This is a genomic window from Chromobacterium amazonense (genome assembly GCF_001855565.1).
GTDB classification, from domain to species: Bacteria; Pseudomonadota; Gammaproteobacteria; order Burkholderiales; family Chromobacteriaceae; genus Chromobacterium; species Chromobacterium amazonense.
Genome location: NZ_MKCR01000007.1, coordinates 1 through 25,911, shown reverse-complemented (window position 1 = coordinate 25,911; position 25,911 = coordinate 1). Strand labels below are relative to the sequence as shown.

The 25,911-nt window shown below is 61.4% G+C and carries 25 protein-coding genes, 1 tRNA gene and 1 pseudogene; 18 read left to right on the top strand and 9 right to left on the bottom strand.

Translation table 11 applies throughout. The features are described from left to right. Positions 1-7: 7 nt before the first annotated feature. The 4 genes from BI343_RS05485 (at position 8) to BI343_RS05470 (ending at position 3,329) form a co-directional block, all read left to right on the top strand. Positions 8-1,351 carry a cytochrome b gene (locus BI343_RS05485; protein WP_071108970.1) on the top strand — a complete coding sequence of 448 codons (1,344 nt, stop codon included), beginning with the start codon at positions 8-10 and terminating at the stop codon, positions 1,349-1,351. A gap of 17 nt (positions 1,352-1,368) precedes the next feature. Then, entirely contained in the window at positions 1,369-2,133 is a 765-nt protein-coding gene (locus BI343_RS05480) for a cytochrome c1 (RefSeq protein WP_071108969.1), read from the top strand. A gap of 155 nt (positions 2,134-2,288) precedes the next feature. Continuing rightward, a complete protein-coding gene (locus BI343_RS05475; RefSeq protein WP_071108968.1) occupies positions 2,289-2,891 on the top strand; it encodes a glutathione S-transferase N-terminal domain-containing protein in 603 nt (200 codons plus the stop codon). A gap of 9 nt (positions 2,892-2,900) precedes the next feature. Beyond that, positions 2,901-3,329, top strand: coding sequence for a ClpXP protease specificity-enhancing factor (locus BI343_RS05470; RefSeq protein ID WP_071108967.1), 429 nt, complete (start codon positions 2,901-2,903; stop codon positions 3,327-3,329). Positions 3,330-3,442: 113 nt separating this feature from the next. Here the strand turns inward: BI343_RS05470 and BI343_RS05465 are convergent, their stop codons facing one another. After that, the gene (locus BI343_RS05465; protein WP_043620240.1) at positions 3,443-4,753 is read right to left on the bottom strand and encodes an ammonium transporter; all 1,311 of its coding nucleotides are present in this window, start codon (positions 4,751-4,753) and stop codon (positions 3,443-3,445) included. Positions 4,754-4,780: 27 nt separating this feature from the next. Continuing rightward, positions 4,781-5,119, bottom strand: a complete 339-nt coding sequence (glnK, locus tag BI343_RS05460) for a P-II family nitrogen regulator (protein WP_021478498.1) — start codon at positions 5,117-5,119, stop codon at positions 4,781-4,783. Between the two features lie 321 nt (positions 5,120-5,440). Between glnK and BI343_RS05455 the strand changes: the two genes are divergently transcribed. The 11 genes from BI343_RS05455 (at position 5,441) to BI343_RS05405 (ending at position 15,593) form a co-directional block, all read left to right on the top strand. Continuing rightward, a complete protein-coding gene (locus tag BI343_RS05455) occupies positions 5,441-5,728 on the top strand; it encodes an accessory factor UbiK family protein (RefSeq protein ID WP_043620243.1) in 288 nt (95 codons plus the stop codon). A 132-nt stretch (positions 5,729-5,860) separates the two neighbouring features. After that, entirely contained in the window at positions 5,861-7,363 is a 1,503-nt protein-coding gene (locus tag BI343_RS05450; protein ID WP_071108966.1) for a YifB family Mg chelatase-like AAA ATPase, read from the top strand. A 57-nt stretch (positions 7,364-7,420) separates the two neighbouring features. Then, entirely contained in the window at positions 7,421-8,173 is a 753-nt protein-coding gene (locus BI343_RS05445) for an SPOR domain-containing protein (protein ID WP_071108965.1), read from the top strand. A gap of 28 nt (positions 8,174-8,201) precedes the next feature. Beyond that, complete coding sequence (locus BI343_RS05440) at positions 8,202-8,813, top strand: thiol:disulfide interchange protein DsbA/DsbL (protein WP_071108964.1); 612 nt, start codon at positions 8,202-8,204, stop codon at positions 8,811-8,813. 184 nt (positions 8,814-8,997) lie between these two features. After that, a tRNA-Met gene (locus tag BI343_RS05435) sits at positions 8,998-9,074 on the top strand. Between the two features lie 686 nt (positions 9,075-9,760). After that, on the top strand, positions 9,761-10,702 hold the full coding sequence (gene cyoA / locus BI343_RS05430; RefSeq protein WP_043620258.1) for a ubiquinol oxidase subunit II: 942 nt from the start codon (positions 9,761-9,763) through the stop codon (positions 10,700-10,702). A 6-nt stretch (positions 10,703-10,708) separates the two neighbouring features. Beyond that, positions 10,709-12,751 (top strand): cytochrome o ubiquinol oxidase subunit I, encoded by a 2,043-nt coding sequence (gene cyoB, locus BI343_RS05425; RefSeq protein WP_043620261.1) that lies wholly within the window; start codon positions 10,709-10,711, stop codon positions 12,749-12,751. 15 nt (positions 12,752-12,766) lie between these two features. Beyond that, entirely contained in the window at positions 12,767-13,378 is a 612-nt protein-coding gene (cyoC, locus tag BI343_RS05420; RefSeq protein WP_043620263.1) for a cytochrome o ubiquinol oxidase subunit III, read from the top strand. Then, positions 13,378-13,704, top strand: a complete 327-nt coding sequence (gene cyoD / locus BI343_RS05415) for a cytochrome o ubiquinol oxidase subunit IV (RefSeq protein WP_071108963.1) — start codon at positions 13,378-13,380, stop codon at positions 13,702-13,704. Before cyoC ends, cyoD begins: the two co-directional genes overlap by 1 nt. Positions 13,705-13,726: 22 nt before the next feature. Continuing rightward, entirely contained in the window at positions 13,727-14,638 is a 912-nt protein-coding gene (gene cyoE, locus BI343_RS05410) for a heme o synthase (RefSeq protein ID WP_071108962.1), read from the top strand. Between the two features lie 178 nt (positions 14,639-14,816). Then, entirely contained in the window at positions 14,817-15,593 is a 777-nt protein-coding gene (locus tag BI343_RS05405) for a 4'-phosphopantetheinyl transferase family protein (protein WP_071108961.1), read from the top strand. Positions 15,594-15,611: 18 nt separating this feature from the next. Here the strand turns inward: BI343_RS05405 and BI343_RS05400 are convergent, their stop codons facing one another. Together BI343_RS05400 and BI343_RS05395 are read right to left on the bottom strand one after the other, a co-directional pair. Next, the gene (locus BI343_RS05400) at positions 15,612-16,580 is read right to left on the bottom strand and encodes a M14 family metallopeptidase (RefSeq protein WP_071108960.1); all 969 of its coding nucleotides are present in this window, start codon (positions 16,578-16,580) and stop codon (positions 15,612-15,614) included. After that, entirely contained in the window at positions 16,577-18,169 is a 1,593-nt protein-coding gene (locus BI343_RS05395; RefSeq protein WP_071108959.1) for an ABC transporter substrate-binding protein, read from the bottom strand. Before BI343_RS05395 ends, BI343_RS05400 begins: the two co-directional genes overlap by 4 nt. Positions 18,170-18,302: 133 nt before the next feature. On the opposite strand from BI343_RS05395, the gene BI343_RS05390 reads away from it, so the two are divergent. Then, a complete protein-coding gene (locus tag BI343_RS05390) occupies positions 18,303-18,914 on the top strand; it encodes a M15 family metallopeptidase (protein WP_071108958.1) in 612 nt (203 codons plus the stop codon). A gap of 227 nt (positions 18,915-19,141) precedes the next feature. Here the strand turns inward: BI343_RS05390 and BI343_RS05385 are convergent. After that, positions 19,142-19,930, bottom strand: a pseudogene (locus BI343_RS05385) (IS5 family transposase); the annotation flags it as partial. A gap of 72 nt (positions 19,931-20,002) precedes the next feature. Between BI343_RS05385 and BI343_RS05375 the strand changes: the two are divergent. Continuing rightward, positions 20,003-21,141 (top strand): IS3 family transposase gene (locus BI343_RS05375; RefSeq protein ID WP_422614097.1). Its coding sequence is split into 2 segments (ribosomal slippage): positions 20,003-20,258 and positions 20,258-21,141, totalling 1,140 coding nucleotides; the frame shifts between segments, so codons are not numbered across the junction. Positions 21,142-21,210: 69 nt separating this feature from the next. Further along, positions 21,211-22,176 (top strand): IS5 family transposase, encoded by a 966-nt coding sequence (locus BI343_RS05370; RefSeq protein WP_083340712.1) that lies wholly within the window; start codon positions 21,211-21,213, stop codon positions 22,174-22,176. Between the two features lie 187 nt (positions 22,177-22,363). On the opposite strand, the gene BI343_RS05365 is transcribed toward BI343_RS05370, so the two are convergent. From BI343_RS05365 to BI343_RS05350, 4 genes are all read right to left on the bottom strand, one after another. Further along, positions 22,364-23,329, bottom strand: coding sequence for an IS5 family transposase (locus BI343_RS05365; protein WP_083340712.1), 966 nt, complete (start codon positions 23,327-23,329; stop codon positions 22,364-22,366). Between the two features lie 177 nt (positions 23,330-23,506). Continuing rightward, positions 23,507-24,019 (bottom strand): DUF3304 domain-containing protein, encoded by a 513-nt coding sequence (locus BI343_RS05360; protein WP_071108956.1) that lies wholly within the window; start codon positions 24,017-24,019, stop codon positions 23,507-23,509. Between the two features lie 5 nt (positions 24,020-24,024). Next, positions 24,025-25,638: a T6SS phospholipase effector Tle1-like catalytic domain-containing protein gene (locus tag BI343_RS05355; RefSeq protein ID WP_083340823.1), complete on the bottom strand. Its 1,614-nt coding sequence runs from the start codon at positions 25,636-25,638 to the stop codon at positions 24,025-24,027. Continuing rightward, a partial coding sequence (locus BI343_RS05350; protein ID WP_139165654.1) for a DUF3304 domain-containing protein occupies positions 25,635-25,911 on the bottom strand: 277 nt, incomplete at its 5' end. The genes BI343_RS05355 and BI343_RS05350, both read right to left, overlap by 4 nt.

The window sequence follows — 25,911 nt, the reverse complement described above, 5'->3', positions numbered from 1 at the left end:
GCGAAAAATGAGCAAAGCGCAAAAGCTGCTGAACTGGGTGGACGAACGTTTTCCGCTGACCGCCCTGTGGGAAAGCCAATGGGGGAAGTATGTCGCTCCCAAGAATTTCAACTTCTGGTACTTCTTCGGCTCGCTGGCCATGCTGGTGCTGGTGCTGCAGATCGTCACCGGCATTTTCCTGACCATGAACTACAAGCCGGATGGCACCCTGAACGCCGCCGGCGTGCCGGTGGCCTTCGCCTCGGTCGAATACATCATGCGCGACGTGGCGGGCGGCTGGATCATCCGCTACATGCACTCCACCGGCGCCTCGATGTTCTTCGTGGTGGTCTATCTGCATATGTTCCGCGGCCTGATCTACGGTTCGTACAAACAGCCGCGCGAGCTGGTGTGGGTGTTCGGCACGCTGATCTTCCTGTGTCTGATGGCCGAGGCCTTCATGGGTTATCTGCTGCCGTGGGGGCAGATGTCGTTCTGGGGCGCTCAGGTGATCGTCAACCTGTTCGGCTCCATCCCGGTGATCGGCCCTGACTTGTCGGTGTGGATCCGCGGCGACTACGTGGTGTCCGACGCCACGCTGAACCGCTTCTTCGCCTTGCATGTGATCGCCGTGCCGCTGGTGCTGCTGGCGCTGGTGGTGGCGCACCTGATGGCGCTGCACGAAGTCGGCTCCAACAACCCGGACGGCGTGGAAATCAAACAGCAGCCCAAGGACCCGGCAACCGGCCTCTACCTCGACGGCATCTATTCGCATCCTTACTACACCATCAAGGACATCCTCGGCGTGGTGGTGTTCATGATCGTGTTCTCGGCCATCGTGTTCTTCCTGCCGGAAATGGGCGGCTACTTCCTCGAGCATCCGAACTTCGATCAGGCGGATCCGCTGAAGACGCCGCCGCACATCGCGCCGGTCTGGTACTTCACGCCGTTCTACGCCATTCTGCGCGCCGTGCCGTCGTTTGCCGGCACCCAGGTGTGGGGCGTGCTGGCCATGGGCGCCGCCGTGGTGCTGATCGCCTTCCTGCCGTGGCTGGATCGCTCTCCGATCAAATCCATCCGTTACCGCGGTCCCAAGTTCAAGATCGCGCTGGTGCTGTTCATCGCCGCCTTCATCGGCCTGGGCATCTTGGGCGCGCTGCCGCCGGATGGCTTGCGCACGGCGTTGTCGCAGATATTCTCGGTGGTCTACTTCGCCTTCTTCCTGGGCATGCCGTTCTACACCAAGAACGATGTCGGCAGCGTGCCGGTGCCGGAGCGGGTGACGGACACCAATGCCAAGCGCCAGATCCAGTTCCTGGTCATGGTGGCTCTGACCGTGTTCCTGGCCGCGCTGTTCGCCATGAACGTGTAAGCAAGGGGATAAGGAAAATGAAAAACAAGATGCGCAAGCTGATCGCCGCCATGGCGCTGCTGCTGCCGTTCTCCGCGCCGGCGCTGGCCAACGAGGGCGGTCCCAAGCTCGAGAAAGCGCCGATCGACATCCAGGACACGGAAAGCCTGCAGCGCGGCGCGCAGATCTTCGTCAACTACTGCCTGTCCTGCCATTCGGCCAGCATGATGCGCTACAACCGGCTGGAAGACATCGGCCTGTCTGAAGAGCAGATCAAGGCCAACCTGCTGCCGGAAGGCGCCAAGATCGGCGATCAGATGAATATCGCGATGGACAAGAAGGATGCCAAGGCCTGGTTCGGTGCCGTGCCGCCCGACTTGTCGCTGATTGCCCGCTCGCGGGGCGCGGATTACCTGTATGGCTATCTGCGCGGCTTCTATCGCGACCCGACGCGTCCTACCGGCTGGAACAACCTGGTATTCGACAAAGTCGGCATGCCGCATGTGTTCTGGGAGTGGCAGGGCGAGCAGGTGCTGAAGACCGAGAAGGATGCCGAGGGCCATGAGGAGCACTCTCTGCAGCTCGTTAAGGCAGGCAGCCTGACCAAGCTGGAAAACGGCAAGGCCAATACCGTCGAGTACGATCGCCGGATGGCGGACCTGACCAATTTCCTGGTCTATATGGGCGAACCGGCCGCGGTGAAGCGCCAGCAGATCGGCTACGTGGTGCTGATGTTCTTGGGCTTGTTGCTGTTCCCGCTGGTGTACTTGCTGAAGAAGGAATACTGGCGCGACGTGCACTGATTTCGCGCTGGGGGCAGTCTGGAAAAGGCGGAATGATTTCCGCCTTTTTTCTTTTTAAATCATGATGTTGTATTGAAATGCTGGAAATGCGTGCAGTTAAGGTGCTAGAATGGCCTGCTACACCAATTCATTGTTAGTCAAGGATTTTCTCCGCCATGATGACCCTCTACTCCGGAATCACCTGCCCATTCAGTCAGCGCTGCCGTATCGTGCTCTTCGAGAAGGGGATGGATTTCGAAATTATCGATGTGGACATCCATAACAAGCCGGAAGACCTGGCCGTGATGAATCCGTACAACGAAGTGCCGGTGCTGGTGGAGCGCGACCTGATCCTCCACGAGTCCAACATCATCAACGAATACATCGACGAGCGCTTCCCGCATCCGCAGCTGATGCCGGCCGATCCGGTGATGCGCGCCCGCGCGCGCCTGTTCCTGCACCGTTTTGAAAACGAGCTGTTCATCCACGTCAAGACGCTGGAAGCCGGCGCCACCGGCAAGGAAGCCGCCAAGGCGCGCGAAGCGATCCGCGACGGTCTGACCACTATCGCCCCGATTTTCTCCAAGCAGAAGTTCATGCTTGGCGATGATTTCTCCATGATCGACGTGGCCATCGCGCCGCTGATGTGGCGCTTGGAGCACTACAACATCGATCTGGGCAAGAGCGCAGCGCCTATCCTGAAGTACGCCGAACGCATTTTCCAGCGCCAGTCCTTCATCGATTCGCTGACGCCGTCCGAAAAGGCGATGCGCAAGTAAGGAAAAGCGATGAGCTCCAGCACCAAGCCCTACATGATTCGCGCCTTGCACCAGTGGTGCTGCGACAATGACCACACCCCCTATATCGTGGTGTGGGTCAATGACCGTACTGATGTGCCGCGCGAATACGTGAAGAACAACGAAATCGTGCTCAATGTCTCGTATAGCGCCACCAAGAATCTGCAGATCGACAACGATTGGATCTCGTTTTCGGCGCGCTTTGGCGGCATGTCTCGCGACATCTGGGTGCCGGTGGGGAATGTGATGTCCATCTTCGCCCGCGAGACGGGCGAAGGCATGGGTTTCGAGGTGGAGCCGATGCCGGAAGACGCCGCGCTCAAGCCTGCGCCTTCGGTCGATCAGCCTAAGGGCGATGACGACGACCCAGGGCCGAATCGGCCGAGCGGCGGTCGTCCCAGCCTGCGCATCGTTAAATAGTTCAGCATCGCAAACCGGCCTTCTGGCCGGTTTTTTTACATATCCGGGGCGAAAAAAAACGGGGCCAGAGGCCCCGCCAAGTCCCTTACACAACAAACTTCGCTCTGCCGGCCTTATTCCACGCGCTCGCCGTGCAGCACCACGTCCAGTCCTTCGCGTTCCTCGTCTTCCGCCACGCGCAGGCCGATCGCCAGATTCACCAGCTTCAGCAGGATGAAGGTGACGATGCCGCAGTAGACGATGGTGACGCCCACGCCCAGCGCTTGGGTGGCCAGGCTGCCATCGGCGCCGCCGATGTCCTTCACTGCAAAGATGCCGGTCAGCAGCGCACCCAGGATGCCGCCGACGCCGTGCACGCCAAACGCGTCCAGAGAATCGTCGTAGCCCATCATGTGCTTCAGACCGGTGGCGCCCCAGAAGCACACCACGCCGGCGGCCAGCCCGATGATCAGCGCGCCCTTGACGTCGACGAAGCCCGCGGCCGGCGTGATGGCGACCAGCCCTGCGACGGCGCCGGAGGCGATGCCCAGCACCGACGGCTTCTTCTTGGTGGCCCATTCGGCGAACATCCAGGCCAGGGCGGCCATCGCAGTGGCGACCTGGGTGGTGACCATGGCCATGCCGGCGCGGCCGTCGGCGGCGCCCGCCGAGCCGGCGTTGAAGCCGAACCAGCCCACCCACAGCATGGAGGCGCCCACCAGCGTCAGGATAAGGTTATGCGGCGCCATGACTTCCTTGCCGTAGCCGACGCGCTTGCCCAGTACCAGCGCCGTCACCAGGCCGGCCACGCCGGCGTTGATGTGCACTACGGTGCCGCCGGCGAAGTCCAGAACGCCCTTGTCGCCCATCCAGCCGCCCGGCGCCCATACCCAGTGCGCCACCGGCACGTAGACCAGCAGCGACCACAGCGCCATGAAGACCAGCATGGCCGAGAACTTCATGCGTTCGGCGAAGGCGCCGGTGATCAGCGCCGGCGTGATGATGGCGAAGGTCATCTGGAAGGTCATGAACACCGATTCCGGAATGGTGCCGGCCAGCGGATGCACCGCCAGTTTGCCGGCATCCTTCATGTACACCATGCCGTCCAGCATGAAGCGCGACAGATCGCCGATATACGGGTTGCCGACGGTGAAGGCCAGGCTGTAGCCGACGACGGCCCACAGCACCGTCACCAGGGCGGTGATGGCGAAGCTTTGCATCAGCGTGGCCAGCACGTTTTTCTTGCGCACCATGCCGCCGTAAAACAGCGCCAGGCCGGGAATGGTCATGAACAGCACCAGAGCGGTTGAGGTCAGCATCCAGGCGGTATCGCCGGAGTTGATCACCTTCGCGGCCGCCACCGCGGGGCCGGCCGGCGCGTCGGCCAGCGCGGGCAGGGCAACGGTGGACAGGCCGGCAGCCATTGCAGCGAGTATCTTTTTCATTATGGTTTCCCCAGTTTCGCGGATACGTCAGACGGCGTCGGCGCCGGTTTCGCCGGTGCGGATGCGGATCACCTGCTCCAGGTCGTAGACGAAGATCTTGCCGTCGCCGATCTTGCCGGTGCGGGCGGACTTCTCGATGGCTTCCACCACCTGGTCCAGCAGCGCGTCGTCGATGGCGATTTCCAGCTTCACCTTGGGCAGAAAATCGACGACGTATTCGGCGCCGCGGTACAGTTCGGTATGGCCTTTCTGGCGGCCGAAACCCTTGACCTCCGATACGGTCACGCCTTGCACGCCGATGGCGGACAGGGCTTCGCGGACTTCGTCAAGCTTGAACGGCTTGATTACTGCAGTGACGAGTTTCATGGCTGCTCCTTACTCGGGCGATTGACAGATCAGGTTCTGCTGACAACGCTAACGCAGGAATCGTGCCAGCCTTAGGCGAGGGCGCTTGCCGCAAGAATGCGTAGCGGCGGGGGAGGCAGGCTCGCATTATGGCACTGTATTTGTGCGCTGCAGCGGACTTGCCTGCACCGTTATGGTGCGTCGCATCGCAAGCGGTGTCTGGCGGCTGTGCGCGTCTAGCCGCAAGGGACGTAGATGGGCCGAGCGGACAGGAAAGCGGGAGCGCCGCGGCGCTTTTTGCTACACTCCGCTTGATATCAAGCAACCGCAGGAGCCGCGAGCATGTTGAGCCAGAAACTGTTTGACGAAATCAGCGCCAAGATCAGCGAAACCATCGCCGCCAGCCCGGCCAAGGATTTGGAAAAAAACATCCGCGCCATGATGGCCTCCACTTTTTCCAAAATGGATCTGGTGACGCGCGAGGAGTTCGATGTGCAGCAGGCCGTGTTGGCCCGCACCCGCGAGCAGCTGGCGGCGCTGGAGTCCCGTCTTGGCCGCCTGGAGAGCCAGGTGTTTCCGGAGGAGTCAGCCGCCAAGGCCGAAGCGCAGTCGGAACTCGGCCACTCCTGAGAGGGGCAGAATAGGCACGGCTGTCATCCTCCGCGGTGAAGGCCGGATTGGACGGCGGCTTGCCGGGAGGCTGCCGCATGTGCGCTTCAAACGCGGCGGATGCCATACCCGCCGCCAAGGGGGAACCTGTACATGACGCTGGCCGTGTTGCATTGCAGAGCCTTGCAGGGCATGCAGGCGCCGGAGGTGGCGGTGGAAGTGCATCTGGCCAACGGTTTGCCTGCCTTCAACATCGTTGGTTTGCCGGAAGCGGAAGTGAAGGAAAGCCGGGAGCGCGTGCGCGCCGCCATCCAGACTTCCGGCTTCGAATTTCCGGCGCGCCGCATCACGGTCAATCTGGCGCCGGCCGACTTGCCCAAGGATTCCGGCCGGTTCGATCTGCCCATCGCCATCGGCATCCTGCAGGCGTCTGGGCAGATCAAGTGCGACGACATCACCCGCTACGAGTTCGCCGGCGAGCTGGCGCTGGGCGGCGAATTGCGGCCGGTGCGCGGCGCGCTGGCCATGGCCTGCCAATGCCACGCCGCGGGCCGCGCTTTCGTTTTGCCGGCGGACAGCGCAGCGGAAGCCGCAGTGGCCGAGGGCGCGCGGATTTACGGCGTGGCGTCGCTGCTGCAGGCCTGCGCCTATCTGAATGGCCTGCAGCCTTTGGAGCCGGTTGCCGCTCCCGCCTTCGGCATGTTGCCGAACTATCCCGATCTGGCCGATGTCAAAGGCCAGTCCGTTGCGCGCGGCGCTTTGGAAATCGCCGCGGCCGGCGGCCACAGCCTGTTGCTGATGGGGCCGCCCGGCACCGGCAAGTCCATGCTGGCGTCGCGCCTGCCGGGCCTGTTGCCGCCCTTGTCGGCGGAGGAGGCGCTGGAAAGCGCCGCGGTGCAGTCGCTGGCGTCGCAGGGCTTCCGCGCCGCCAGCTGGCGCGCCCGGCCTTTTCGCGCGCCGCATCACACGGCTTCCGCGGTGGCGCTGGTCGGCGGGGGCAGCGACCCCAGGCCTGGCGAAATCAGCCTGGCGCATCACGGCGTGCTGTTTCTGGACGAGTTGCCGGAATTCGACCGCAAGGTGCTGGAAGTGTTGCGCGAGCCATTGGAGAGCGGCGTCATCCATATTTCGCGGGCGGCGCGACAAGCGAGCTTCCCGGCGCGCTTTCAGCTGGTGGCGGCGATGAATCCCTGTCCTTGCGGTTATCACGGCCATCCCTCCGGACGCTGCCACTGCACGCCGGAGCAGGTTGCGCGATATCGCGGTAAAATTTCCGGGCCTTTGCTGGACCGCATCGACCTGCATGTGGAGGTGCCGGCGCTGACTGCTGAGGAGTTGTTGAGCGCATCGGCCGGCGAGAGCAGCGAGTCGGTGCGGCGACGGGTGCTGCAGGCCCGCGAGAGGCAGTGGCGCCGGCAGGGCGTGCTGAATGCGGCGCTGCAGGGCGAGCAATTGGAGCGGCACTGCGGCGCGGATGCCGACGCGCTGGCGATTCTGGCCAAGGCCCTGCAGCAGCTCGGCTTGTCGGCACGCGCTTATCATCGGATACTGCGGGTTTCGCGCAGCATCGCCGATTTGCAGGACGCGGAGCGCATAAGCCGCAATCATGTTTTGCAGGCGATTCAGCTGCGGCGCCTGGCGCGTGAAGATATTTGATCAATCAACCGGATGGCATGATGGCAATCCGTTCGACAACAATAGCGGTAGTGGTGAATGGCTAATCGAGATCTGAAAAATTCCCCTCGTCCGTCGCGCGGGCGCGGCAATTCGTCTTCCTCTTCGCGCAGCGGCGGGGGCGGCATGATGGCGGGCATGATCATCGGCCTGATCATCGGCGTGGCGGTGGCCGTGGGTCTGGCGATGTATCTCAACCGCTCCCCGGCGTCGTTCCAGACCAAGAACCAGGCCAAGGCCGAAACCTCCCAGCCGCCGACCGAACTACTGGCGCCGGGCACGCGCATCTCCGAGGCCGCTTCCGCCACGGCGTCCGCGCCGCCGCCGCATCCCGCGCAGTCCAGCGCGCAGGCCACGCTGGATTCGACCGAAGCGGTCCCCTTGCCGCCGCCGGGCGCGGCCACGCATGAGAACAAGCCCAAGCCTGCCGCGCCGCCGGCCCAGGCCAAGCATGACGGCAACGACCAGCGCTTCGATTTCTACAAGATTCTGCCAGGCCAGGTGGATGCGGTGACCTCAGACGCCAAGGCGGGGGAACCTTCGTCATCGGCGCAGGCCAAAAAGGTCTATCTGCAGCTCGGCGCCTTCCAGAATCAGGACGAGGCCGACAACTTGAAGGCCAAGCTGGCGCTGCTGGGCGTAGAGGCCAAGATCCAGTCGGTCAGCGTGCCGGACAAGGGGATGGTGCATCGAGTGCGCGTCGGGCCGCTGAGCCGTCAGGACGAGGTGGACCGCCTGCGCGCGCAATTGAAGCAAAACGGCATCGCCGCCAGCGTGGTGAAGGCCGAGTAGTCGAACAATCCATACACGGGAAAACAAGATGAAGAAATGGTTGTTGTTAATGCTGCTGGCGGCCAGCAGCTTGGCCAATGCGGCGATCGAACTGGGGAAGGACTACACCATGCTGAGCACGCCTCAGCCGGTGGCGGATCCGAAGAAAGTCGAAGTGATCGAGTTCTTCTCCTATCACTGCATCCATTGCTACGACGATGATCCAGCGATGAACGCCTGGGCCAAGACGCAGCCGGCCGATGTGAGTTTCCGCAAGGAGCAGATCGTGTGGCAGAAGTCCATGGAAGGCTTCGCCCGCATGTTCGCCACCTTCAAGGCAACCGGTACGTTCGACAAGCTGCATCGCCCGGCTTTCGACGCGCAGATCAAGCAGCGCATCAATCTGGCCGACCCGGCCGAGTTCACCAAGTGGGTCAAGCAGCAAAAGGGCATCGATAGTGCCAAGTTGCTGCAGACCTACAACTCTTTCGGCATCAACGCCCAAGTGGCGCGCGCGGCCAAGATCACCCGCGATTACCAGATCCAGGGCACGCCCACGATCATCGTCAACGGCAAGTACGTGCTGGTGACCAGCACGCCCGAGCGCATGACCCAGGTGTTGAATGAGCTGATCGCCAAGGCGCGCGCAGAGAAGAAGTAATTCGGACGACAAAGCCCCGCCGAAAGCTTGATCCAAGGCGCACAGGGGCTTGCCAGCGGTGGTGCTCGACAGGGCGGCTTTTGCCGCCCTGTTGTTTCATTGAGCTCCGCCGCTGATTTTATACATTGAGATAAAAATGTCTTGACGCCAATCTGCAGGCGGATTATGATGCGTTCTCTCCTGACGCGGGGTGGAGCAGTCTGGTAGCTCGTCGGGCTCATAACCCGAAGGTCGTAGGTTCGAATCCTGCCCCCGCAACCAAATACGGAAAAGCCGAATCATTTTGATTCGGCTTTTTGCATTTTTCACGGCCCATGGCGTCATCATGCAGGCGCACAGCCTGTGCGCAGCTGCAGTGCGCTATATTCGGCAAAATAATTTTGTAACAGATTGCAACGCCAAGCGTCGTCTGGCTTTGTCAAGGACGATGTCCTAAATCATTGTCTGCATTATAGATTTTGCCGACGGGCGACATTGATAGTAATCAATCGAATTGCATATTTTGCCGGCAGCTGTCATTGATCTGGGTCAATCCCCTTGAAATATCAGGCAAAACTGTTTCTAATACGGCCGCTCGACGCGTGTCCTGCGACGATTTGCCGCAGCAGGGCCGGGTCGGAATCGATGTTTGTGTTTGCCGAATGCCTGTCTTCCCGCGCCGTATCCCGGCGTTCACCCGGACAGTGGGTTTTCAGCTGTCACCTCATCACGGGAAGCGCTTCTTGAGCGGCTTCCTCCGGCCCGCTTCCGCCGTGGAAACGGATGCGCGCCGGTGATTCGCGGAATCCGCGAGCCCTGAAAGTCTGTTGTTTCGCTTGGCGGCGTTGCCGATCCCCGAGAGGAGGGCGGAACCCGCCTGCTGGACATTTCGCTGGCGTTGGAGCATGGCTCGCAACGCCTGTTGCGCATCGGCGCGTTGAAGGATTTTTAACCCGTAAAGTCGTAAGATGAGAAACCATAGACCCTCCCGCCTGTTGTGGGGGCTTTCTCCGCTCGTCGCTCTGCTGCTCTCGGGATGTCAAGGCGGTATCCTTGACCCCAAGGGCCCGGTCGCTGCCGAGCAGAAGTCCCTGATCATCACGGCAACCGCGCTGATGCTGCTGGTCGTCATTCCGGTGATCGTGATGACCCTGGTTTTTGCCTGGAAATATCGCGCCAGCAATAAGGACGCCGCTTACGAGCCGAAGTGGTCGCACTCGACCAAGATCGAGCTGGTAGTCTGGCTGATCCCCTGCATCATCATCGCCTTCCTGGCGACGCTGACTTGGCACACCACCCATAAGCTGGACCCTTACCGTCCGCTGGATTCCGACCAGAAGCCGATCCAGGTGCAGGTGGTGGCGCTGAACTGGAAGTGGTTGTTCATCTATCCCGAGCAGCAAATCGCTACCGTCAATGAACTGGCGTTCCCGGCCAATGTGCCGGTGAGCTTCCGGATCACTTCCGACGCAACGATGAACTCCTTCTTCATCCCGCAGCTGGGCGGCCAGATCTACGCCATGGCCGGCATGCAGACCCAACTGCATCTGTTGGCGAACGAGCCGGGCATCTACAAGGGCTTCTCCGCCAACTACAGCGGGGCGGGCTTCACCGGCATGAAGTTCAACGCGATCGCCACCAAGACGCCGGCCGAGTTCGACGCCTGGGTCGCCAAGGTCAAGGCTTCCGGCAAGGCGCTGGATCCCCAGGCCTACCTGCAGCTGTTGAAGCCGAGCGAGAACAATCCGGTGGCTTACTACTCGTCCAGCACGCCGTATCTGTTCGAAGCCGTGCAGCACAAGTACATGGCTGCACGCCCCTCGCTGGCCGATAGCGACGACGCTATCAAGCTGGCCAGGATGACCAAAGAACTGTGCGCCGCGATCACCCCGCCGGTCGTCAAGGAGTAACGATTAATGTGGTTAGGTAAACTGACTCTGGACGCGATTCCGTACCATGAGCCCATCATCATGGGGGCGCTGGGCGGCGCCGGCCTGATCGGGCTGATGCTGTTCGCGCTCATCACCAAGTTCGGCAAGTGGGGCTATCTCTGGAATGAGTGGCTGACCTCGGTCGATCACAAGAAAATCGGCGTGATGTACATCATCGTCGCCATGATCATGCTGCTGCGCGGCTTCGCCGACGCGCTGATGATGCGTACCCAGCTGGCCGTCGCCACCGGCGGCAGCCACGGCATCTTCCCGCCGGAACACTACGATCAGATCTTCACCGCCCACGGCGTGATCATGATCATCTTCATGGCGATGCCGTTCATGACCGGCCTGATGAACATCGTGGTACCGCTGCAAATCGGCGCGCGCGACGTAGCCTTCCCCTTCCTGAACTCGCTGAGCTTCTGGCTGCTGGTGTCCGCCGTGATCCTGGTCAACCTGTCGCTGGGCGTGGGCAACTTCGCCCGCACCGGCTGGGTGGCCTATCCTCCGCTGGCCGAGCTGGGATTCAGCCCTGACGTGGGGGTGGATTACTACATCTGGGCCTTGCAGCTGTCAGGCTTGGGGACGACGCTGACGGCCATCAACTTCCTGGTGACCGTGATCAAGATGCGCGCTCCGGGCATGAAGCTGATGGAAATGCCGATCTTCACCTGGACCTGCACCTGGGCCAACGTGCTGATCGCCACCTCCTTCCCGATCCTGACCGGCGCGCTGGCCATGCTGACGCTGGACCGCTACCTGGACTTCCACTTCTTCACCGCGGAAGCGGGCGGCAACGCCATGATGTACCTGAACCTGTTCTGGGCCTGGGGCCACCCCGAGGTTTACATTCTGGTTCTGCCGGCCTTCGGCATCTTCTCCGAAGTGGTGTCCACCTTTGCCGGCAAGCGCCTGTTCGGCCACAAGTCCATGATCTACGCCAGCGGCGCGATCTCCATCCTGGGCTTCATGGTCTGGCTGCACCACTTTTTCACGATGGGCTCCGGCGCCAACGTGAACGCCTTCTTCGGCATCGCGACCATGATCATCTCGATCCCGACCGGCGTGAAGCTGTTCAACTGGCTGTTCACCATCTACAAGGGCCGCCTGCGCTTTGAAACCCCGATCCTGTGGACACTGGGCTTCATGGTGACCTTCTCCATCGGCGGCATGACCGGCGTGCTGCTGGCGGTGCCGGGCGCGGATTTCGTGCTGCATAACAGCCTGTTCCTGATCGCCCACTTCCACAACACCATCATCGGCGGCGCCGTGTTCGGCTACCTGGCCGGCCTGACCTTCTGGTTCCCCAAGGTGTTCGGCTTCAAGTTGGAGCCTAAGCTGGGCAAGGCATCGTTCTGGTTCTGGCAGATCGGCTTCTTCTTCGCCTTCATGCCGCTGTACGTGCTGGGCTTCATGGGCATGACCCGTCGCCTGAACTACACCACCAACCCGGCGTTTGAGCCGTGGCTGAACATCGCCCTGTTCGGCGCGCTGCTGATCGCTTGCGGCATCGGCTGCCAGCTGCTGCAGATCGTGGTCAGCGTCATCAAGCGCAAGGAACTGAAGGACGAAACCGGCGACCCATGGAACGGCCACACCCTGGAGTGGTCCACTTCCTCCCCGGCGCCGTTCTACAACTTCGCCAAGCTGCCGCAGGTGCATGACATCGACGCCTTCACCGACATGAAGGAAAAGGGCGTGGCCTACGCTGTGCCGAAGTCGTACGAGCCTATCCACATGCCGAAGAACACCTCGGTCGGCGTTTTCATCGGCGCCTTCGCCACCGTGTTCGGTTTTGCGATGATCTGGCACATCTGGTGGCTGGCCATCGTTGGCCTGGTGGGCATCCTCGGCAGCATGCTGGCCCGCGCTTACGACAACGACCTGGACTACTACGTGCAGCCGGACGAAGTGGAAGCCATCGAGCGCGCCCGCTTCGAACAGCTGGGCATCGATGTGGACAACTATACCGAGCGTGATCAGGCCAAGCCGAAAAAGGCTGCCCGTCCGACCACGATCGCGTAACAGGCTGGATCTGACATGACGACTTATGTAAACCAAGCGCATGGCGCGCATGAGGACCACGGCCACCACGACAGCAGCGAGCAGACTGTCCTGGGCTTCTGGTTCTACCTGATGACCGACTGCATCTTGTTCGCGACGGCGTTCGCGGGCTATGCGGTGTTGTTCCGCAATGTGGCGGAAGGCGTGACCGGCAAGGAAATCTTCGATCTGCAATACGTGCTGGTGGAAACCGCGGCCCTGCTGCTGTCCTCCATCACCTACGGCTTTGCCATGATCGCCGGCCACAAGGGCAACAAATCCGCGGTGCTGGGCTGGCTGGCGGTGACCTTCCTGTTCGGCGCGGCGTTTATCGGTCTGGAAATCAATGAGTTCCATCACCTGATCGCCGAGGGCCACGGCCCGCAGAAGAGCGCCTTCCTGTCGGCCTTCTTCGGCTTGGTGGGCCTGCACGGCCTGCACGTGACCGCCGGCCTGATCTGGATGGGCGTGATGATGCTGGAAGTGGTGAAGACTGGCCTGACCAGCCGCGCCATGACCCGCCTGAACTGCTTGTCTCTGTTCTGGCACTTCCTCGACATCGTGTGGATCTGCGTGTTCACCGTCGTCTACCTGAAAGGAGCCATGTGATGAGCCACAGCCATTCTCATGACAACGCTAGCCATATCAGCGTAAAGGGCTATCTGGTCGGCTTCGTTCTGTCCGTGATCCTGACCGTCATCCCGTTCTGGATGGTGATGGGCGGCGCCTTCACCAAGCAGGCCACGCTGATCGGCATCTTCGCCCTGGCGGTGGTGCAGATCGTGGTGCAGCTGAAGTATTTCCTGCACCTGGACTTCAGCAAGGAAGGCAAGCTCAATACCTTCTCCTTCCTGTTCACCGGCATGGTGATCGTGCTGCTGGTCGGCCTGTCGATCTGGATCATCTACTCCGCCGACGCGCTGATGATGCGCTGAGGCGGGGTTGAGGAAAGCCGATTTGAAGCTCAAACGCTATCTCCAAGTCACCAAGCCGGGCATCATCTTCGGCAACCTGATCTCGGCCGTCGGCGGTTTTCTGCTGGCGGCGCAGGGGCCGGTTGACTGGTGGCTGCTGCTGGCCACGGTGAGCGGTCTGGTGCTGGTCGTGGCCTCCGGCTGCGCCATCAACAACTGCATCGACCAGGACATCGACGCCAAGATGACCCGCACCCAGAAACGGGTGCTGGTCACCGGCGCGATGAGCACCAAGGCGGCGCTGGCCCACGGCATCGTGCTGGGGCTGGCCGGTTTCGCCATCTTGTGGCGCTGGACCAATCCGCTGGCCTTCGGCTGGGTGCTGTTCGGCTTCGTGATCTATGTCGGCGTGTACAGCCTGTACATGAAGCGCAACTCGGTGTACGGCACCGTAGTGGGCAGCCTGTCCGGCGCGGTGCCGCCGGTGGCCGGCTACTGCGCCGTCACCGGCCGCTTCGACATGGGCGCGGCTATCCTGCTGTTGATGTTCAGCCTGTGGCAGATGCCGCACTCCTACGCGATTGCCATCTTCCGCTTCAAGGACTACGAGGCGGCCGGCATTCCGGTGTTGCCGGTGGTGCGCGGCATTTCCAGCGCCAAGCAGCAGATTGTCCTGTACATACTGGCCTTCGCCGCGGCGACCGTGATGCTGGTATTCGGCGGCTACGCCGGCTACGGCTATCTGGCGGTGGCCTGTGCCACCAGCCTGTGGTGGCTGAAGATGGCGCTGTCCGGCTACAAGCGGGAAACCGACGACCGGGCCTGGGCGCGCCAGGTGTTTTTCTTCTCTATCATCACCATCACCGCTTTGTCGGTGATGATGGCGGTGGATGGCAAAACGCCGGCCGATGGCCATCGGCCTATGCTGACAGCGGATGCCAGCGCGTACCGTTAAGTCTGGTTCGAGTCTGATCTTCGCAAACGGGGAGTCGCGCAAGCGGCTCCCCGTTTTGTCATGGCGACGAGGGGGGTGAAGCGCCGCCATCGCTGGCGACAGTGGTACGCTGCAGCGATGATGGGGACAAATTTACGTTGACAGCGGTCTTGTCGGATTTTGCAAGGATAAGGAGCCAATGGGTATTGCGTTGACGGATCGACATGATTTTAGCATCACGCAAAGTTTGCAACGCGGGCTGCCGGATGCCCAGCACAAGCTGGCTGGTTGCTGGCTGGACGCGCCGCATGAGCTGGCCGGGAGCGCGGGTTGCGGCATCTCGCTGGCCGCGCTGGATCGGGCGCTGGCGGAGCTGGATTTGGCGGCGATCTTGCCGGCCGCGCTGGCCCGCGCCGTGCGCAAGCGGCAGTTGTCCTTCCTGGGCGGGCGGCTGTGCGCAGAGCGGGCTTTGGTGGAATTGGGCTATCCAAATGGCGCGGTCGGGCGCGCGGAGTCGGGCGTGCCGCTGTGGCCTGATGGCTTGGTCGGCTCCATCACCCATCACGGCGAGGCGGCTTATGCGGTGGCGGCATTTTCCAGCGACTATGCGGCCTTGGGCATGGATAGCGAGCAACTGGCCAGGCCTAGCGCGGCGCGGAGCATAAGGTCGCTTTGCTGCACGGAGCGAGAAATACAGGCCTGGCTGGGACAGCGCGACGATACCTTGGCGGAGACGCTGATTTTCTCGGCGAAGGAAGCCGGCTATAAAGCGATTCACCCCTTGTTGGGCCGTTTTGTCGATTTCACCGAATTCGAGGTGCAGGCGCTGGACTGGCAAGCCGGCTGCTTGACGCTGGCGCCGACTGGGAAAAGCGGGCTGTTGGGCCGCATGCGGCCTTTTCGAGTCCGCTTCCGCTGCGCCGGCGCAGAGGTGCACACCATTGTTGCGGAGCGAGGCAGCTTGTTTGTCGCGTAAGTCTCGCGCCCTTGGCGCTTACCATCTGGCCGAAGGCCGAGCCAGGTAGAACCACTCTTGCCCTGGCGGCGCGCCTGGGCTGGGAAACACGATGCAGCCGTCTTCCGGCGCCAGCAAGGTTTTGCCATCGGCGCGCACGGCGATGGTTTCGCCGCGCCGCACGGGATCGAAGCTGGCCCAGTCGCGCACGAAACGGTCGGCGTCGTGCTGTTTGTCCACTACCTCATACAGGCTCAATCCTTGCAGCGTTTGCGGCGCCGGGGCCGGCGAGCGGATCATGCCCAGATGCGCCAGCGTGTTGACGACGGCGCGATAAGCCACTTCCGGCGCGGCCGGATCGTCGTGCTGGCCGCACTCCAGGGTCAGCGCCCAGCCGCCTTGGCTGCGCATGTATTCGGTGGTGCCCACGCCGTAGCGGACGTCGCTGTTCAGCGCGCGTTGCCGCGCGTCGCCCAGCGCTGCCGATTGACGTCTCTCCACACCCAAGGCATAGGTGCTGAGCCAGCCATCCATGGCGCGGCTCACCCCCAAACATCGCGCCAGCGCTTCCTCTTTTGCCGCATGCGAAAACGGCTCCAGCGTGCCTGCGTTATCTTGCGGCCCCAGAAAAACGAAGGGCTGGCCCGGCGACTGGAACGAATGCAGATCGAGCAGCGCTTCATGTTCGGCCAGCAGCGGACATAGCCAGTTGGCGACATGGTCTTCGTAGTCTTGCGGGCTGGGCTGGGGCGCGAGGTTGCGGTTCAGATTGCGCTCGCCGCCGCGTTGGCCCAGCTGGTAGGCCAGCGGATTGGCCACCGGCACCAGAGTCAGCATGCCGCGGACGAGTGATCGCGCGCCTTGTTCCAGCTCCGCCATGAGGCGGCGGATGGCGACGGCGCCGCACACTTCATTGCCGTGCACCGCGCCGGTGACGATCAAGCGCGGGCCGTCCGTCAGCGCCTGGTAGCGATGGCTGCTGAAGCTGGAGGGCCAGGCGGGATTCATTTGAGCCATACGTCCTCGAAATCAAAAGAGCCATTCGGATTCATGATGAAGCCCTGCACATTGTTGCGCAGCGGAATATAGATGCGCGAATGGGCGATGGTGATCCATGGCCGCTGGTACTTGAAGATTTCCTGCGCCTTCAGATAGTAGCGCGTGCGCTGCTTTTGATCGGTGGTCTGGCGGCCCAGCTGCAGCAAGTTGTCGAATTCGGCGTCGCAAAAGCGCTGGCCGCCCTTGCTGACGCTGCAGGACAGGCTGTTCCACAGGAAGTCGTCCGGGTCGCCGGAATTGCTGGTCAGGCCGGACATATAGACATCGTGTTCGCCGGCGGCGGCGCGCTTCAGGTACTCGCCCCATTCGTAGCTCTGGATATTGGCTTTGACGCCTATCTTGGCCCAGTCCTGCTGGATCATCTGCGCCATCAGCTTGCCGTTGGGATTGGTGGGACGCTGCACCGGCAGCGCCCACAGATTCACCGTGAAGCCGTTGGGATAGCCGGCCTGGGCCAGCAAGGCCTTGGCTTTGGCCGGGTTGTATTCGTTGCGCGTTTTCGGGTTCCAGCTCCAGATCGATGGCGGATACGGATTGATAGCCTGGATCGCTCCGCCCTTGGGGAACATGGCCTTGAACAGCGCGTCGCGGTTGATGGCCATGTCCAGCGCCACCCGCACCTCGCGTTTGGCGAACTGTGGCCGCTTCAGGTTGTAGGCGAGATAGGAAATATTGCTGGCGCCGGTGGAGGCGATCTTGATGCGCTTGTCCGCCGCCAGCGTGTCGAGGTCCGACTCGCGCACCGCGGCCGCCACCTGGCATTCGCCTGCCTTCAGCTTCTGCAGGCGCACTTGCGGGTCGGCGACGATGGCGAACACCAGGCTGCGGGTTTTCTGCGCATGGCCCCAGTATTGCGGATGGGCCTCATAGCGTATGGTCGAATCTTTGGCATAGCTCTTGAAGCGGTAAGGGCCGGTGCCGATGGGCAGCTGGTTGATCTGCTGCGGCTTGCCGCCTTGCAGCAATTGCTCAGCGTATTCGGCCGACTGCATGCCGGCGAAGCCCATGGCGAAGAAGGTGAGGAAGGTGGCGTTGCGCTCCCTCAGCCGGATTTTCACCGTATGCTGGTCCAGCTTTTGCACCGATTCGATCATCTTGGCCAGCCCATAACCATCCGGGCCGGTCAGCGGCGTTTTGAAAGCCTGGTTGAACGGCAGCTCCGGCCGAATCCAGCGGTTGACGGTGAACACCACGTCATCGGCGGAGAAATCGCGCTGCGGCGTGAAATAGTCGGTCTGGTGGAAATGCACGCCGCGGCGCAGCTTGAAGGTGTATTCCAGGCCGTCGGCCGATACGGCCCAGCGTTCGGCGAGGCCGGGGCGCAGCGTCACGCCGCCGCGCTGGAACTCCACCAGCCCCTGGAACACCGGCTTGGTGATGTTGTAGGTGGTGGCGCTGTCCCATAGCGCGGGGTCGAACCCCTCGGGCGAGGCCTCGGCGCAGAAGACCAGCGGTTTGGCTGCCAGGGCGGAGCCAGGCAAGGCGCTGCCCAGCAGCGCGGCAAGCAAGAATGGGCGCAAAGGGCGGGGAAGAAGCATGTCCGCTTTCCTGTTCTGGTTTTATCGGTCCGGGCTATCATGTCAGTTCAAGCCGGTATCGGATTGTCATTCGAGTATCGCATATCGCGTCCAACTGCAGGTTTGCGATGGATCATCGGAGAGAGGAGACGCCATGTCGGCGACCACCAAGCTGGAAGCGCTGGATAGCTACCCGGAATACGTCCCGATAGACGGGCTGCCCGGCGTCCGCCTCGATCTGCGCTATGCAAGCGCCGACAACTTCGTCGGACGCAATCTGTATGGCGCGGCGCAGCCAGCGCGGCTGCACCGCGATGCCGCTGCCAAGCTGGCGCAGGCCGCCGCGGAGCTGGCGCGGCGGCAGGCAGGACACCGTCTGCGGATTTTCGACGCGCTGCGTCCCGGGCGGGTGCAGCGCGTGCTGTGGGACATCGTCAAGGATACGCCGCAGCGGGTGTACGTGGCCGATCCGGCGCGCGGCTCCATTCACAGCTTCGGCATGGCGGTGGACCTGACCCTGGAAGACGAAGCCGGACGCGAACTCGACATGGGCACCGGCTTCGACGACTTCACCGAGCTGGCGCAGCCGCGGCACGAAGCCGCGATGCGCGCCGCCGGGAGCTTGAGCGCGGCGCAACTGGCCAACCGCCTGCTGCTGCGAAACTGCATGGAGACGGCGGGTTTTCGCGCCATCGCCACCGAGTGGTGGCATTTCGAGGCGGAAGATCGCAACTGGGTGCGCGCCCACATGCGCTTGATCGAATAAGGCGGGAGACATTTTGCCTTGCTGTAAGTAAGATAACTCCTCGTCTGATCAAGCGCTTATGCGCCGAAGCGGGCCTGGGTTGGGGTGTCGGGTAAGCACGGCCGGGCGTCTGCTGCTGTGAAGGATGGGTTTCGCGCCAGCTTCTGGGCCGCTTGGGCGCTTGACCTTAAGACGGCGCTGTTGCACAGATCCTGAACAGGACGAGTTTCCCCTTTCCCCAAACGGATTTACGCCACCGGCACCGTGCACGGCCGGCCCAGCATGCTGAAGCGGTTCAAGATGGCAGCACGTACTTGCAGCTCTGCCACTTGACCATCGAAACGCCGGGCCATCACCCTCTCGCCAAGCCGTTTAAAGCAATACATCTTGGTTTCCACCAAGCTGCGGCGATGGTAGCCGCTCCAACGCTTCCAGATCGCCCGGCCTAGTCGCTTGGTGGTCCGCAGAATCTCATTCCGCGCCAGCACTCCCAGCACACTTCCTTTCCACGGTCTCGCATTCTTGCGGCTCGGAATGCACCCGATCGCGCCCCGCGCGGCAATCGCCTCATGGCACGCCTTGGTATCAAAAGCCCCATCGCCGCTCACGCAGCCTATCGGCTCATCAGCCGGGATTTGCGTCAATAGCGAAGGTAGCATTTGCGCATCGCTCTGGCGGTTGTCGGTTACCTCGATGGCGCGGATTTGCAGGGTTTCCGCATCGATGCCCAGATGCACCTTGCGCCATTGCCGGCGATATTCCGCGCCATGTTTCTTGGTTTTCCATTCACCTTCGCCCAGCATTTTGATGCCTGTGCTATCGACCAGCAGATGCAGCGCGCCAGCACTTTTCTGGTAGGGAATTTTGACCTGCAGCGTCTGCTGCCGCCTGGATAGCGTGCTGTAATCTGGGACGCTCCAGTCCAGACCCGCCAACTTGAGCAGGCTTTGCATGAAACCGATGGTCTGCCGCAACGCCAGTCCAAACAGGTTTTTGATGGTCAGGCAGAATTGAATGGCGGCATCGCTATAGGTCTGCTGATCTGCTCCCCTCAGCTCCTACCAATCAAAAGTAGAGAGAAGTCTGTCACTTGAAGGAAAATGACGGATATGAAGAAGAGCAGATACACCGAAGAGCAGATCATCGGCTTTCTCAAGCAGGCCGAACTCGGCATGGCCATCAAGGAGGTCTGCCGCCAGGGAGGCTTCTCTGAAGCCACCTTCTACAAATGGCGAAGCAAATACGGCGGCATGAACGTCGCGGAATTGCAGCGCGCTCGCGATCTGGAAGCCGAGAATGCCCGGCTCAAGAAGCTGCTGGCCGAAGCCCACCTCGATATCGAAGCTCTCAAGGTCGCCTTCGGGATAAAGCGCTAGCCCCGCAAGCCAAGCGGCAGGCCATCCGCATCATGCTAAGCAGCGGACTGGCATTGTCGGAACGCCGCGCTTGCCGGCTTGTGGGGCTTTCTCGAGACGCCTGGCGACATCCGCCGCAAACCGATGCATTCACGCATCGGCTGACCGCCCGCATCATCGATATCGCCCACACGCGCCGCCGCTTTGGCTATCGGCGAGTGTATGACCTGTTGCGCGCAGAGTTTCCGGGCATCAACCACAAGCGGGTGTACCGCTTGTATCGCGAACAAGGTCTGGCGGTTAGACGACGTAACCGTCGGCGTAAGCTGACCGGCGTGCGCACGCCGCTGCAAGCCGCTACACAGTGGAATGAGGTGTGGAGCATGGATTTTGTCAGCGACCAGTTAGCCAGTGGTCGGCGCTTGAAATGCCTGACGGTCGCCGATGACTTCAGCCACGAAGCGGTGCAGATTGCGGTGGATTTCTCGATGTCCGGTCAATACGTCACGCGGATGTTGGATCAGGCGGCGCAATTTCGCGGCTATCCGTCAGCGATCCGGACGGACAATGGGCCGGAGTTCACCAGTCGGGCATTCATGGGCTGGGCGCAAAGCCGCGGCATCCGCCACATCCTGATTCAACCAGGCCGGCCGATGCAGAATGGTTACATCGAAAGCTTCAATGCCAGACTCCGCGACGAATGCCTGAACGAGCATGTCTTTGATTCGCTGGCGGAGGCCAGGCAGATCATCTCCGCGTGGCGGGACGATTACAATCAAGTCCGTCCCCATGGATCGATTGGCCGGATACCGCCAGCGGAATTTGCGGCACGCCATCGCCAGGCACAATTAGCAAGCCAAAGATCAGCAGGTTCCACCACCATGCAAACCTAGGGAAGGTCTGAACAAGTCTCCAATCTTCCCGTAAACTGACTCCCCCTCAGTCAGATCCAGGACGCCAGCATGCGACAGCAGATGACCTTCACCGATCTCGAACTCGCCGCTAAGAAGAAGCGCACCCGCCGCGAAATCTTTCTGACAGAGATGGATCAGGTCATGCCTTGGGCGCAGCTCGAAGCCGTCATCGATCCAGTGTATCCCAAGCCTGGCAACGGTCGCCGCCCCTACCCGTTGTCCGCCATGCTGCGCGTCTACTGCCTGCAGCACTGGTACAGCCTGTCCGATCCCGCCATGGAAGAAAGCCTGTACGAGATCGCCTCCATGCGCCAGTTCGCCGGCCTCTCCCTGGACGCCGTCCCGGACGAAACCACCCTGCTGAACTTCCGCCATCTGCTGGAAAAGCACCAGCTGACCCACGCTCTGTTTACCGCCATCCACCAGCATCTCTGCGACAAAGGGCTGATGTTGAAGCAAGGCACCATCGTCGATGCCACCCTGATCCACGCGCCCAGCTCCACCAAAAACGCTCAGGGCGAGCGCGATCCGGACATGCATCAAACCAAGAAGGGCAATCAGTGGTACTTCGGCATGAAGGCCCATATCGGCGTCGACGCCCAGTCCGGCTTGGTGCATCACGTGGCCGGCACCCCCGCCAATGTGGCGGATGTCACGATGGTCGATCAGTTGTTGCACGGCGAGGAAATCGATGTGTTTGGCGACGCCGGCTTTGCTGGCGTGCACAAGCGAGCCGAACACCAATCGCGAGCGGTGCGTTGGTGGATTGCGATGAGGCCCGGCCAGCGCAAAGCGCTGACCGATTCAGCCGACGACCGGCAGATCCAGCTGGGCGAAATGGTCAAAGCCAAGATTCGGGCCAAAGTGGAGCATCCGTTTCGGGTCATCAAGCAGCAGTTTGGCTACCTGAAAACACGCTACCGCGGCTTGAAGAAGAATACCGCGCAACTGATGACGCTGTTTGGGCTGGCCAACATCTGGCTGGCGCGAAAGGCCTTGCTGGCGGCGAGTTGAAAGGGCGGATGGCCGGAAGCATCCGGTCATCCTCATGGCGCGCGATCTAGAATTGGTAGGGAAGGTCTGAACAACCTGCCACGCAAACAGAAATGCAATTTCTCGCGGGGGCTTCGGTTGCATTAGACCTACCAATTCTAGATCGCGCGCCATGAGGATGACCGGATGCTTCCGGCCATCCGCCCTTTCAACTCGCCGCCAGCAAGGCCTTTCGCGCCAGCCAGATGTTGGCCAGCCCAAACAGCGTCATCAGTTGCGCGGTATTCTTCTTCAAGCCGCGGTAGCGTGTTTTCAGGTAGCCAAACTGCTGCTTGATGACCCGAAACGGATGCTCCACTTTGGCCCGAATCTTGGCTTTGACCATTTCGCCCAGCTGGATCTGCCGGTCGTCGGCTGAATCGGTCAGCGCTTTGCGCTGGCCGGGCCTCATCGCAATCCACCAACGCACCGCTCGCGATTGGTGTTCGGCTCGCTTGTGCACGCCAGCAAAGCCGGCGTCGCCAAACACATCGATTTCCTCGCCGTGCAACAACTGATCGACCATCGTGACATCCGCCACATTGGCGGGGGTGCCGGCCACGTGATGCACCAAGCCGGACTGGGCGTCGACGCCGATATGGGCCTTCATGCCGAAGTACCACTGATTGCCCTTCTTGGTTTGATGCATGTCCGGATCGCGCTCGCCCTGAGCGTTTTTGGTGGAGCTGGGCGCGTGGATCAGGGTGGCATCGACGATGGTGCCTTGCTTCAACATCAGCCCTTTGTCGCAGAGATGCTGGTGGATGGCGGTAAACAGAGCGTGGGTCAGCTGGTGCTTTTCCAGCAGATGGCGGAAGTTCAGCAGGGTGGTTTCGTCCGGGACGGCGTCCAGGGAGAGGCCGGCGAACTGGCGCATGGAGGCGATCTCGTACAGGCTTTCTTCCATGGCGGGATCGGACAGGCTGTACCAGTGCTGCAGGCAGTAGACGCGCAGCATGGCGGACAACGGGTAGGGGCGGCGACCGTTGCCAGGCTTGGGATACACTGGATCGATGACGGCTTCGAGCTGCGCCCAAGGCATGACCTGATCCATCTCTGTCAGAAAGATTTCGCGGCGGGTGCGCTTCTTCTTAGCGGCGAGTTCGAGATCGGTGAAGGTCATCTGCTGTCGCATGCTGGCGTCCTGGATCTGACTGAGGGGGAGTCAGTTTACGGGAAGATTGGAGACTTGTTCAGACCTTCCGTAGGTCTAATGCAACCGAAGCCCCCGCGAGAAATTGCATTTCTGTTTGCGTGGCAGGTTGTTCAGACCTTCCTTAATGGCGCTTCGGCTTGAGTGGATGCGCAATCATCACTGCGAAGCCGCTTTCTTTTCTATCGGGTAGATCGGCCTGTAGTCAGGATGCCAAGGCAGAATATCGCTCAGCTTCACCATCACCTGATCGCCCGGCAGGAAATGGATGTCGAAATGCTGCCTTTGCTTGGCGGTGTATTCTGGAACCGGCACGGTGCTGAATTTCCAGCTCCCATCGATAAACACCTTGTCGCCATTGCGCATGACGAAATTGCCGCCGGCGTCGCGCAGGAAATGCCCGCCTTGCTCCCAGCCTATCTTCACCGTCAGCCCCGGACGCCAGGTTTTTGGCACGGTGACGCAGCAAACGTCCGCCCCTCCCCCTCCCATCGCATCCACATTCAGAATGCCGCCCTGATCGTTGATGGTGATCGAATCTATGGGTTTATCGGTGTGATTGACCGCCAGGTAGCTGACGGCGGTGTTTTCTTCTCCGCAGGCAGCCAGAAATAGCGGCAAGGCAAGCAAAAGTTTGTAAGGGCGCGAGTTCAATTTCGTCCAGTTCCTCATAAGGCTTACTCCTCGCCTTTGAATACGGTGCGGAACTTCAGCAGGCCCGAGTTGAGATAGGCCTCCGCTCCCCCCATGAACCCCGCCATTGAGTCATGGATATAGTTTTCCAGAAAATGTTCTATGGCAGGCGTCAAACGGCGCAGGTCCAATTGTGCCGCCACTATTCTTGGCGTGGTCTCCCTCGTGCCGCCTTCGGCAGGCAACAACACACGGCCATAGTTTTGATCTTTTCTGACAGCAGCGCGTTGGGGGTCAAAATCAGCCGCCATTGGATCGCCAGCATATAAACGTCCTAAACTCTTAAGCAGCGAATCCTGGGTGGCTTTCAAGCCGGCCTTATCTGTGGCGTTGGCCGTGCGGTAAGGTTGGTGCTGCGAGAAAGTGCGACGATATTTGAAACGATGGCTCAGATATAGCGCCATATGCTGTTCATGCATTTTCTCCACCGGTCCGGGCGCTACCTTGGCGTCGCGCAGATAGGCGTTGAAATCCTTGATCGCCTGCGGCGACGGAGTCAGCAACTTTTGCACGTTGTCCGTCAATTGGTCCCAGGTTCTCAAAGGCACGCCAGCCTGACGTGCCGCGTCATACATGCGCCGGCCTGGAATCACGCACATCTGGCTATCCTGCGCCAGGGACACGCCCAGCTCGCCCGCGGCGTAGCCGCCGCCCACGTCCGAGTGCGAACCGGGATACATCACTTCCAGCGCATTGCCAGGGTAGGCATTGCCGTGGCGCACAGAATCCAGCGGGAAGCAGGCGCGCACCTCATGGCCGGCGACAAAATGGACACATTGCTCCACCGCCGGGTGGATGGCCAGGTTGCCGTCCGCCCAAGCCATATGGCCGGTGAATGGCAGGCGACCAGGAAGGGCTTGCGCATTGCCGACGGACGCCACGGTATCGAAGATGCCCAGAAACTGGGTGCGCAGCGGAATGCCGGCGAATGTCCAGCCGCCATTTTCCTCTTTGCATAACTGATACAGCCAGTTGACAAAGGCGCGCGCCTCGGTTGCGCCTCGGGAGAAACCAAACACGGACAGATTGATCTGCGTCACTTCCGGCTTGCGGCCTTTCAGCGCCGCTTGCAGCTTTTGCTGCCAGTTGCGCATGATCAGCTTGCGCACCACTCCGCCAAACCCTCCGCTTGCGGTGTCGCACACATTTTTGGCCATGCCGTCATCCAGCAGTAGCGCGCCCCCGGTGGCGTAACGATGTGGGGCATTGAGCAGGCGGGTCAAAGCCCACAGGATGCGAGCCTCGCCCCCCTGGCCGCCAGCCAGTCCGGCAAGACCGCCGGTATCGCCGATCTCCGGGAAAGGCGTGCCGACGCCAGGCATATAGGAGGCGAAATAACCATCTTGCGGCTTGTCTCGCGCCGCTAGAAACAGACGGGCGATATTGCTGGGCTTCTGCTTGCCCGCCGGCGCCTGGTAATAATCCAGATTAATGTTGTTGCCGGTGCCGTCGAAGAACAGCGCCAGGTGGACCTGCCCCTGGCACTTGGCCTGCTGCGCGCCGTTGACGCAGGACAGCGCCTGCGCCCGCTGCAGTTGTTCGCGGGCGCTCAGGGCGCGTTGTCCCGTCGGGTAGGGTGCCGGATTGTTCGTGCTCATCGCGCTGCCTCCTTTTTCTCTTCCGGGTAGGCAGGGCGGTAGTCCTTGTGTTCGGGAAAAATATCGCTCAGCTTCACCATCACCTGATCGCCCGGCAGAAAATGGATGTCGAAGTGTTGCCTTTGCTTGGCGGTGTATTCCGGAACCGGCACGGTGCGGAATTTCCAGCGCCCATCGATAAACACCTTGTCGCCATTGCGCATGACGAAATTGCCGTCGGCGTCGCGCAGGAAATGCCCGCCTTGCTCCCAGCCTATCTTCACCGTCAGCCCC

Bases quoted from the DNA above. Each gene is read 5' to 3' on its own strand.
- BI343_RS05400 (WP_071108960.1), bottom strand. From the start codon at position 16,580: ATGAATCCCGCCTGGCCCTCCAGCTTCAGCAGCCATCGCTACCAGGCG.
- BI343_RS05450 (WP_071108966.1), top strand. From the start codon at position 5,861: ATGACGCTGGCCGTGTTGCATTGCAGAGCCTTGCAGGGCATGCAGGCG.
- BI343_RS05395 (WP_071108959.1), bottom strand. From the start codon at position 18,169: ATGCTTCTTCCCCGCCCTTTGCGCCCATTCTTGCTTGCCGCGCTGCTG.
- BI343_RS05360 (WP_071108956.1), bottom strand. From the start codon at position 24,019: ATGAGGAACTGGACGAAATTGAACTCGCGCCCTTACAAACTTTTGCTT.
- cyoC (WP_043620263.1), top strand. From the start codon at position 12,767: ATGACGACTTATGTAAACCAAGCGCATGGCGCGCATGAGGACCACGGC.
- glnK (WP_021478498.1), bottom strand. From the start codon at position 5,119: ATGAAACTCGTCACTGCAGTAATCAAGCCGTTCAAGCTTGACGAAGTC.
- BI343_RS05440 (WP_071108964.1), top strand. From the start codon at position 8,202: ATGAAGAAATGGTTGTTGTTAATGCTGCTGGCGGCCAGCAGCTTGGCC.
- BI343_RS05455 (WP_043620243.1), top strand. From the start codon at position 5,441: ATGTTGAGCCAGAAACTGTTTGACGAAATCAGCGCCAAGATCAGCGAA.
- cyoA (WP_043620258.1), top strand. From the start codon at position 9,761: ATGAGAAACCATAGACCCTCCCGCCTGTTGTGGGGGCTTTCTCCGCTC.
- BI343_RS05390 (WP_071108958.1), top strand. From the start codon at position 18,303: ATGTCGGCGACCACCAAGCTGGAAGCGCTGGATAGCTACCCGGAATAC.
- BI343_RS05365 (WP_083340712.1), bottom strand. From the start codon at position 23,329: ATGCGACAGCAGATGACCTTCACCGATCTCGAACTCGCCGCTAAGAAG.
- BI343_RS05355 (WP_083340823.1), bottom strand. From the start codon at position 25,638: ATGAGCACGAACAATCCGGCACCCTACCCGACGGGACAACGCGCCCTG.
- BI343_RS05480 (WP_071108969.1), top strand. From the start codon at position 1,369: ATGAAAAACAAGATGCGCAAGCTGATCGCCGCCATGGCGCTGCTGCTG.
- BI343_RS05445 (WP_071108965.1), top strand. From the start codon at position 7,421: ATGGCTAATCGAGATCTGAAAAATTCCCCTCGTCCGTCGCGCGGGCGC.
- cyoB (WP_043620261.1), top strand. From the start codon at position 10,709: ATGTGGTTAGGTAAACTGACTCTGGACGCGATTCCGTACCATGAGCCC.
- BI343_RS05475 (WP_071108968.1), top strand. From the start codon at position 2,289: ATGATGACCCTCTACTCCGGAATCACCTGCCCATTCAGTCAGCGCTGC.
- BI343_RS05405 (WP_071108961.1), top strand. From the start codon at position 14,817: ATGGGTATTGCGTTGACGGATCGACATGATTTTAGCATCACGCAAAGT.
- cyoD (WP_071108963.1), top strand. From the start codon at position 13,378: ATGAGCCACAGCCATTCTCATGACAACGCTAGCCATATCAGCGTAAAG.
- BI343_RS05470 (WP_071108967.1), top strand. From the start codon at position 2,901: ATGAGCTCCAGCACCAAGCCCTACATGATTCGCGCCTTGCACCAGTGG.
- BI343_RS05370 (WP_083340712.1), top strand. From the start codon at position 21,211: ATGCGACAGCAGATGACCTTCACCGATCTCGAACTCGCCGCTAAGAAG.
- BI343_RS05465 (WP_043620240.1), bottom strand. From the start codon at position 4,753: ATGAAAAAGATACTCGCTGCAATGGCTGCCGGCCTGTCCACCGTTGCC.
- BI343_RS05485 (WP_071108970.1), top strand. From the start codon at position 8: ATGAGCAAAGCGCAAAAGCTGCTGAACTGGGTGGACGAACGTTTTCCG.